Origin of the sequence: Pseudomonas sp. C8002, assembly GCF_013385765.1 — a bacterium.
GTDB lineage: Bacteria > Pseudomonadota > Gammaproteobacteria > Pseudomonadales > Pseudomonadaceae > Aquipseudomonas.
On the sequence record NZ_JACAPJ010000006.1, the window covers coordinates 161,217 to 169,786 of the forward strand.

General features: G+C 63.6%; 7 protein-coding genes. All 7 read right to left on the reverse strand.

Going from position 1 to position 8,570, the window contains the following annotated elements; translation table 11 throughout:
- Positions 1 to 80: 80 nt before the first annotated feature.
- Positions 81 to 1,301 (reverse strand): MFS transporter, encoded by a 1,221-nt coding sequence (locus tag HX814_RS11180; protein WP_003218442.1) that lies wholly within the window; start codon positions 1,299 to 1,301, stop codon positions 81 to 83.
- A 3-nt stretch (positions 1,302 to 1,304) separates the two neighbouring features.
- A complete protein-coding gene (locus tag HX814_RS11185; RefSeq protein ID WP_003218440.1) occupies positions 1,305 to 2,084 on the reverse strand; it encodes an ABC transporter ATP-binding protein in 780 nt (259 codons plus the stop codon).
- A 26-nt stretch (positions 2,085 to 2,110) separates the two neighbouring features.
- Entirely contained in the window at positions 2,111 to 3,178 is a 1,068-nt protein-coding gene (locus HX814_RS11190; RefSeq protein WP_023658859.1) for an iron ABC transporter permease, read from the reverse strand.
- Positions 3,175 to 4,290, reverse strand: coding sequence for an ABC transporter substrate-binding protein (locus tag HX814_RS11195; RefSeq protein WP_003218435.1), 1,116 nt, complete (start codon positions 4,288 to 4,290; stop codon positions 3,175 to 3,177). The genes HX814_RS11190 and HX814_RS11195 overlap by 4 nt, the downstream gene beginning before the upstream one ends.
- A complete protein-coding gene (locus HX814_RS11200; RefSeq protein ID WP_003218433.1) occupies positions 4,287 to 5,138 on the reverse strand; it encodes a PepSY domain-containing protein in 852 nt (283 codons plus the stop codon). Before HX814_RS11200 ends, HX814_RS11195 begins: the two co-directional genes overlap by 4 nt.
- A 5-nt stretch (positions 5,139 to 5,143) precedes the next feature.
- The gene (locus HX814_RS11205; protein ID WP_003218431.1) at positions 5,144 to 7,372 is read right to left on the reverse strand and encodes a TonB-dependent siderophore receptor; all 2,229 of its coding nucleotides are present in this window, start codon (positions 7,370 to 7,372) and stop codon (positions 5,144 to 5,146) included.
- A gap of 133 nt (positions 7,373 to 7,505) precedes the next feature.
- Positions 7,506 to 8,408 (reverse strand): AraC family transcriptional regulator, encoded by a 903-nt coding sequence (locus HX814_RS11210; RefSeq protein WP_003218429.1) that lies wholly within the window; start codon positions 8,406 to 8,408, stop codon positions 7,506 to 7,508.
- Positions 8,409 to 8,570 lie beyond the last annotated feature (162 nt).

Sequence of the window (8,570 nt, forward strand, 5' to 3'; positions counted from 1 at the left end):
GCCTCAGCTAATGCTGTGGCCACGCGCTTTATCAGAGGCTTTTCAGGGATGGACGTCTACTGTCAGAAATAACAGGTAGCTCAACCTGGGGTGTTACCTGGTTGCCGTGCCGCCGGCCAGCACGCGATCAATAGCAGCAGCGCCGCCGCCACCAAGTAGGGCAGGCGAGGTTCGATCGCGTAGATCAAGGTCCCGGCCAACGGCCCGACCACCACGCCCAGGCCTTGGGCCGCACCCACCGAACCTGCCGTGGCGCCTTGCTCCGACGCATCCACCGCATTCGCCGCCAGCGCCGCGAAAGACGGGAAGATCCAGCCCATGCCGGCCGCGGACACAAAAAAGCACAGCCACAGGATCCAGGCCGTATCAGCGAACATGCTGCCGGCAAATCCCAGGGCTGACACCACCGCACCGATGCGAATCATCCGCAGCGGCGGCCACTCCAGTTTGCGCACTACCAGTTGCGAACAGATCAACGCCAGCCCGACCATGGTCAGGGCGATACCGGCAGTTTGTGCCGCATCGGCCGGGTTCATCTTCAAGCGATCCAACGCGAAAAAACCCACGGTTATCTGCGCGATCGACACACACAGCATCGCGACAAACGCCACCACCAACGGTCGACGCAGGCGTGGGTCCGAGAGGTTGACCGGCTTGGGCGGCTGCTTGAGGTGCAGCTCCTGGCGCGGCAATTTGGCCAGCAGCAACAAGAATCCCAACAGCGGTAACACCGCCATCGCATAAAACGGCAGGCTCAGGCTGTGACGCGCCAACAGCGCAGCAATCGCCGGGCCCAGCACCAGGCCGCAGGCGTTGGCGGCGCCCAGGGAAGCCATGGCCTTGGCGCGGTGCTCAGGCTCAATGTTGTCGGCCACCAGCGCATAGCCGCCCACCGGTATCGCAGCGTAGAACACGCCGATCAGGCCACGACCCAGAATCAGCCCGATAAACGCCAACATGGCCGATGGCAGCAGTTGCAGGGACGCATCGATAAACACGCACAGCGCCCAGTAGGCCAGGGTGAAACCACCGGTGCCCAGCAGCAGCACACGGCGCCGGCCCAGTCGGTCACTGGCCTGGCCCCATGGACGAGCCAGAAGCATCCAGATCACCCCGGACACGGTGACCGCCGCACCTGCCTGCCAGGTGGCCAGGCCAAGCACCCGAGCGATCGGGCCAATCAGCGAGACAAATGCCATCATCGCCATGGTGCAGGCCATGTTGGCCAACAGCAGCGGCCTCAGGTTGAATGGGCGGTCAGTGTGCAAAGTCGCGAGTGCAGCGTCTTGGGAGCTGTTCATCGGTTATCCAAGGGCAGGAGAAAAGGGCAGTCGTGCATCCACCATCACCAGCGGGCGGCCATGCACCTGTTCCAGGCGGCCACTCACACCATAGACGTTTTTCAGCAACGCCTGATTGATCACCACTTGCGGTGGCCCGGCAGCGGCCAACTGACCGTTGTGCAACACCACCACCTGATCACTGAAGCCCAGGGCGAGGTTGATGTCGTGCACCACCACCAGGGTGATCAGGTTGCGTTCGCGGGTGGCCTGGGTGATGGCTTCCACCACCTGGCACTGGTGATACAGGTCCAGGGCGCTGGTGGGTTCGTCCAGCAGCAACACCCGAGGCTGGCGCACCAGGGCCTGGGCCAGGCCCACCAGTTGGCGCTGGCCACCGGAAAGTGCATCGATCGGGCGGTCGGCGAGGGCGGTCAGGTCGAGGTCGGCGAGGATTTTTTCCACGCCCTTGAGCACCGTCGGGCTCGGCCGCCCAGGCGCAAAACCCGCGCCGCGATGGCCGGCCATGGCCGCACTCAGTACCGCTTCGAAGGCGCACAGGCGCGTACGCTCCGGCAGGCTCTGAGGCAGGTACACCACTTGTTGCGCGCGCTCGACTTGCGGCAGGCGATTGAGATCGACACCCTCCAGCCAGATCTGGCCGTGCGCCTTGTGCAGTCCGGCGATGCCACGCAACAAGGTCGACTTGCCGGCAGCGTTGGGGCCGATCAGCGCGGTGATGGTGCCGGGCAGCAACGCCGGCAGATGAATGTCCTGCAGCACGCTGCGACTGCCGTAGTGCATGCTCAATGCTTGTGTGCTTAATCCGGTCACAGAGCACCTCGGCGGTTACGCATCACAATCGCCATGAAAAACGGAATTCCCACCAGTGCGGTGACAATCCCCACCGGAATCAACACGCCGGGCATCAATGCCTTGCTGGCAATCGACGCCATCGACAGGATCAAGCCACCGCTGAGCACGCTCGCTGGCAGGAACAAGCGGTGATCTTCACCCACCAACAGCCGCGCGATATGCGGAGCAATCAGCCCGATAAAACCGATTGTGCCGACAAACGAAACCGCCAGCGCCGACAGCAGGCTGATGCGCAGCAACGACAGCACCCGCAGGCGGCCGACATCAATCCCGAAACTGCGGGCGCGTTCCTCGCCCAGGGTCAGGGCAGTCAACGCCCAACTCTGACGCAGGGAAAACGGCAGGCACAGCAGCAACGCCGCAGCGAGGATCGCGAGCTTTTCCCAGGACGCCCGGGCCAGGCTGCCCAGGGTCCAGAACACCAGTTGCTGAAGGCTGTCCTGGCTCGCCACAAACTGCAGCAGTGCCACCAGCGCATTGAACGCAAACACCAGGGCAATCCCGAACAGCACCAGGCTCTCCACACCAAACCCACGCCAGCGTGCCAACAGATACAGCAATGCCACCGATGCCAGTGCGAACAGAAAGGCGTTGGCCGAAATCAGGTACTGCGCCGGCACGCCAGGAATGCCCATCCCGAGCACAATGGCCAGGGCTGCACCGAAGGCGGCGGCGGCGGAAACGCCGAGGGTGAACGGGCTGGCCAGCGGGTTATCCAGCACCGTCTGCATTTCGGCGCCGGCCAGGGCCAGTGCCGCGCCCACCAGTACCGCCATCAACGCGTAAGGCAGGCGCACATTCCATACGATCACCGCCTCCACCCGCGGCATCGAAGCCGGGTCCCACAGCACTTGCAACAGGCGCGTCAGGCTCATGCCGGAAGGCCCGGTGGTGATGTCCACCGCCAGGGAAACCACCAATGCCAACGCCAGCGCCGACAACAGCAATACCCGTCGTCCATGGCGGTGGCGATAGCGCTCACCTGCGCCATCGGCGCTCGCACAGGCTTGCACCTGCGTCACGGCACAAGGCTCGTGGTGAATACGCCGCTGGCCGGAATTGGCATAAAGCGCCGGTACAATTCGGCTCGGGTCTGTTCCGGATCCAGGTCGGCGAACAACTCAGGATGCAGCCACTTGGCCAGGGCCTGCACTGCGATCAAGTGTTCCGGCGAGTCATAGAAAATATGCCAGAGGCCATGCACGTTGCCTTCACGTACCGCCCGCAGTTCATTCAGCGGCGCGCGCTGGGACACTTGCTTGAGGCTGTCGTTGGCCTGCTGCGGCGTGGCCGAATAGCCGAGGGTCACACCGCCCTGGCCGTGGCCGAATACGCCGGTGGCGACGTACACATCCGGATCGCTGGACAGAATGTATTCGACGTTCAATGTGCCGATCGGGCCGGGAATGCGCCCGTCGGCGATGTTCCGGCCACCCGCGAGCTTGATCATTTCCCCGAAGTTGCCGGTGCCCGGCGAACCACAGCAATCCTGCAGGCCGGCGAGCATGTCGATGAAGATCTTCGGCCGTTTTACCGTCCCGGCCTTGGCCAGGGTATCGGTGACCTTGGCCAGCGAGGCCTGGTAAAACGCGATGTAGTCCTCGGCTTGTTGATTACGGTCCAGAGCCTTGCCCAGCAGGCGCATGCTCGGCACCGTGTTGCTCAGCGGATGGTCGCTGAAGTCGACGAAAATCACCGCCACGCCGGCCGCTTCCAGCTGCTTGACCGCCTCGCTGTCGGGGCTCGGGCCATGGCCCCCGCTCAAGGCCATGATCGCCAGGTCCGGGTGTACCGCCAGGGCCTTTTCCACACTGAAGGTTTCGGCGGAGGTGCCGCCTACCAACGGTACGTTGTCGGCTTCGGGAAAGTGCTTCTGGAACGCGGCGTAACCCTGCACGTCCAGGCCGCGAAAATCCCCTTGCCAGCCGGCGATGCGGGTAAACGGGTTCTTGCCTTCAAGGAGCGACAGCGAGTAGATCATCCGGCCTTCACCCAGCAGGATATGCGAGACCTTGTCCGGTACGTCGACCTTGCGCCCCGCCAGGTCGGTGACGGTGTGGGCGCAGGCCAGGCCGCTCATTAACAGGCCAAGACCGAGCAGCAGGCCGCGTTGCAACAACAGAGGGTGTTTCATGAACAATTTCCTTGAACAGTTGGGCGCACGTGGCGGACGCGTTTGCGCCACCACAACAACAGCCCGGTGAGATAGAGCAGCGGCAATGCCAGGCCGCAAAGAAAGGCCAGGGCCGCGCCGGGCAACCCGAGCAACAGGTGGCCGTGGGCGGCGGAGAACAGCGGTTTGATCGCGGCGGGGTTGGCGAAGAACCAGTCGGGCCGGGCCAGCCAGGCGCCGCTGCCGGCAATCACCGCCAACGGCAGGCACAGCCAGGCGGCTGCGACGTTGTGCCATTCCCGCAGGCGGCGCAGGCCCTGGCTGCCCGGGCGCAAGCTGGCGGCTTTCCACCAGCTGCGCCGCCCCGGCCACCACAGGTACAGGCCGCTGCCCACCGAGCCCAGCAGCACCAGGCCACAGGCAAACAGGGCGACGGCGCCAATGGGCGGCGGCAACAGCAGTGCCCGGTGCAGCGCCACCAGCTTCGCCAGCCACAGGTCATCGAACACAAAAAATGCCCGTGGCTCGGCACTGTAGGGATCGATCATCGCAATGCCGATGCCGGGCCGATCCTCCAGGGCTCCGAAGACGATCGCGTTGTCCGATTCCAGGAAACCCTGGCGCGGTTTTGCGGCGCCAAAGACTTTCTGAAATTGCGGGTAGGCACCCAGTGCCGCGCTGATCCACTGCGCGTCATCCAGCAGTGCGCCGTGTTCAACCGGAGCCAGGTCCAAGGCCTGGCTGCCGACCTCCCAGCGCAGGATCGGCCCCTTGAGTTCCAGCAGCGCACCGCTCAAGCCAATCAGCGCCAGCAGCAGGCCGACGCTCAGCGCCAGCCATCGATGCACACGAAGCCACCACCCACGCATGGCAGTTACCAGCGATAGCGCAGGCTGGCGATGACACTGCGGTCATACCCGGCACTGCAGCTGGAGAGGGAGCAGCCTTCGTAATAGTGCTTGTCGGTCAGGTTGGTGGCATTCACCGCCAGGCGCAGGCCCTTGGCCGCCGGGATCAGCTTGTCGAAATCGTAGTGCACCGCCGCGTCGAGCAAGGTGTAGGAGGGCACGCTCACAGTGTTGGCAGCATCGGCCTCGGTGGAACCGATATAGCGTACGCCGACGCCAAATCCGAGCCCGGTGAGCGGGCCAAAGGGCAGGGTGTAGTCAGCCCACAACGACGCCATTTTTTCCGGGGTGTCGGTGGGGCGGTTGCCTTTTTCCAGCGGGTTGTTGCTCTTGCTGACTTCGGCGTCGTTGTAGGTCAGGGTTGCCAGCAGGTCCAGGCCCTTGGCGAGGCTGGCCTTGCCTTCCAGCTCCACGCCGCGCACGTTGACCTCACCGGTCTGCACGCTGTTCAGCGGGTTGCTCGGGTCGGTGGTCTTGACGTTCTGCTGGGTCAGGTCGAACAGCGACAGGGTGATGTAGCTGTCGATCCCGGGCGGCTGGTACTTGATGCCGACTTCCGACTGCTTGGCGGTGCTCGGTTTGAAGCTGGTGCCGTAGAAATCAGTGCCGAGCACCGGGTCGAACGAGGTGGCGTAGCTGATGTACGGCGACAGGCCGTTGTCGGCCAGGTAAACGAGGCCTGCACGGTAGGTGAACTTGTTGTCGTCCTGCTTCTGCCCGGTGTCGGTCAGGCGGTTGTCGGTGCGCGCACTCGAATGATCCTGGCGACCGCCGACGGTCAGTACCCAACGGTCGTTGAACGTCATCTGCTGCTGGGCGTAGAGCCCGGTCTGGTCGGCGCGCTGCAAGGTGCTGGCGAACGGGGTGTTCGGCGCGAACACACCCCCGTGCACCGGGTTGTAGATGTCGATCGACGATGCCGCGCCGCCGTTGAGGTAATAGTCTTCACGGGTGCGCCGGTAATCGACCCCCAGCAGCGACACCATCTGCACCTCGCCAAGGTTCCAGCGGGCCTGGGCATTGTTGTCCAGGGAGTACACGTCGCCGACGATGCGGAAGCGGTAGGCCGACCGGTTCAAGGTGCGCAGGTCCGGCGCCAGGGACATGCCGCTGGCGGTGTTGGTCAGCAGGTTGACGTGGCCATAACGTGCGCTGGAATTCAGGCTCCACACATCGTTGATCCGGTGCTCCAACAGGTAGCCCAGCGAGTATTGCGTGCGGCCGTTGTCCAGGCCGGGTTCGTCGAGAAAGACGTTGTGTTTGACCTTGCCATTCGGGTTCGGCTTGAGCGTGCCCACCGTCGGCAGGAACACCCGGGGCGCGCCGAATTCATCCTCCGAGTAATCGGCCAGTACGGTCAGGCTGGTGTCGTCGTTCGGCCGCCAGGTAAACGACGGCGCGATGAAGGTTTTGTCGTCCTTGATGTGATCGAACTGGGTGCCGCTGCTGCGCTCCAGGCCCACCAGCCGATAGAGGAATTGCCTCTGGTCATCCAGTGGCCCGCTGAAGTCGAACTGGCCCTGGGCGCGGTCGAAACTGCCGCCCTGGAGCTGCACTTCATGGAACGACTGGTCCAGTGGCCGCTTGCTGATCTGGTTGACCACACCGCCCGGTGCGTTCTGGCCGAACAACACCGAGGCCGGGCCCTTGAGCACGTCGATGCGTTCCAGGCCATAGGCTTCGGCTTTTGGCCAGGCCTGGGTGGTGGTGCCACGTAAGCCGTCGCGCAACATGCCGGTGCTGGTCACGTCGAAGCCGCGAATCGAGAGGTTGTCGAAGCGCTGGCTGGCGGCGGTAGTGTTGGCCTGCACGCCGGCCGTGTAGCGCAACGCTTCGCTCACCGATTGCACTTGCTGCGCGTCCATCTGGTCGCGGGTCACTACGGAGATCGACTGGGGGATTTCATTGAGCGCGGTGTCGGTCTTGGTCCCGCTGAGGCTACGCTTGGCCACGTAGCCGGCCTGTTGTCCGGTGGGGCTGTCGGCTTGGGTCCCGGTGACCACGCTGCTGTCGAGCACCAGGGCGTGATCGGTGTCCGCCTCGGCGGCCTGCACAAGGTTCATCTGGGTCAGCGACAGGCCCAGGGCAACGCCATGGATCAGGGTTGCCAAGGGCTTGCGACTGGTTTTCAAGTGCGGGACTGCGGTATCGATTGGCAAACCTGGGGTGTCTCGGTACAGAACGCGGGTGCCCATGCTTCACTCCATGATGAGGTGTTCAATGCGAATGCAAACGTATCTCATCCAGGCGTTGTGACGCAGGGCTATTGCTTTGGGTCGAGCGATCATTTCTTTCGTTTGCGGGGCAGGGCGGAACTTTCACAACCCGTCAGCGCAACGCCTTGGGCGAAACCCCGAAACGCTTGCGAAACGCCGTGGAGAAATGCGCCGGGCTGTAACCCACGCGGTACGCGGCGCTGGACACATTGGTCTCACCGCTGGCGAGCAGGCGATAGGCTTCGGCCAGGCGCTGTTCCTGCAAGTACACATAGACACTGGTGCCGAATACCTGACGAAAGCCCGCGGTCAATTTGCGCGGGTTGAGGCCGACTGCGCGAGACAGCTCGGCCAATGACGGCGAAGCCTGCAACGAACCGAGCAACAGGTCGCGGGCGGCATGAATGCGTTCGATGTCCGCTGAGTTGCAATGGGCGTCCTGCACCGGGCGCGACTCGGTTTGCGCGAGAATTCCCTCCACCCCCAGCGCTGTCAGCTCCAGGGCCTTGCCGCCCAGATAGAAGGAGCGGGCAGGGCCCTGCAACGGGCAGGTGAAAATCTGTTGGGCAAGGGCGAGCAACGGTTTGCTCGCGGGCTGGCAGAACATCATCGGCCCGCCGCCGCGTTTATCCAGCAGGCGCTCAGGCTCAAGGCCGACGCTGCGGATCGACGGGAAATCCAGCTGCACGGTGGTGTAGCGCACCGGCACACCACTGGCGAACAGGTGATCGCCACAATGTTCACCCTGGTTGGCCACGGCGCACAGGGTCGGCCCGCGAATCTCCACTTCCTGCTGGCCTTCGACCCGGCAATTGAGCTGGCCGCTGAGCACCAGGATGATCTTCAAACCTTGCCACAGCGGCTCTTGCATCCACATCTGGCTGTCCATCAACACAGTCCCGGCGGACAGGGTGATTTCCGGCACGACGGTGGCGGCACCCGTGTTCAAAGTGTTGGGAAAATTGAGGGTGAAATCCCTTTGGGTCGGTAGCGGCGCAGCGTGTGGGCTGAGCATGGCGGACTCCCTGTGAACCGGAAAAGAGGGGCATACGCTAGCAGGAAATTTCTTACCTGTAATTAAGAATGATTATCCTTTAGCCGAAAGCCCGGACCACGCCTCATCGCTGCAGGCCGCAGAAACTCACGCTGTAGCGCAATCAAAAGAAAAAGCCGCGCA